This window comes from Terrisporobacter petrolearius (assembly GCF_020748185.1).
Classification (GTDB): domain Bacteria; phylum Bacillota; class Clostridia; order Peptostreptococcales; family Peptostreptococcaceae; genus Terrisporobacter; species Terrisporobacter petrolearius.
On the sequence record NZ_JAHZMO010000260.1, the window covers coordinates 1 to 221 of the forward strand.

At 29.0% G+C, this 221-nt stretch carries 1 pseudogene; it reads right to left on the reverse strand.

Features of this window, described 5'->3' with window-relative positions:
- A pseudogene (locus K0040_RS22310) lies at positions 1–97 on the reverse strand (hypothetical protein); the annotation flags it as partial.
- Between the last annotated feature and the right edge of the window lie 124 nt (positions 98–221).

Sequence of the window (221 nt, forward strand, 5' to 3'; positions counted from 1 at the left end):
GTTCGTGATTGTAGAAAGAAATATATTCCTCTATAAGTTTTGTGATTTCTTTTGAATCTCTTGTATCAACTAGATAGACTAGTTCACATTTTAGATGACTAAAAAAACTTTAAATAGGAGCGTTATCCCAACAGTTACCTCTTCTAGACATAGATTGCTTAATTCCATTAATTTTTAACTTATATGAGTATTGTTTTCTAGTATACTGAAACCCTTGATCT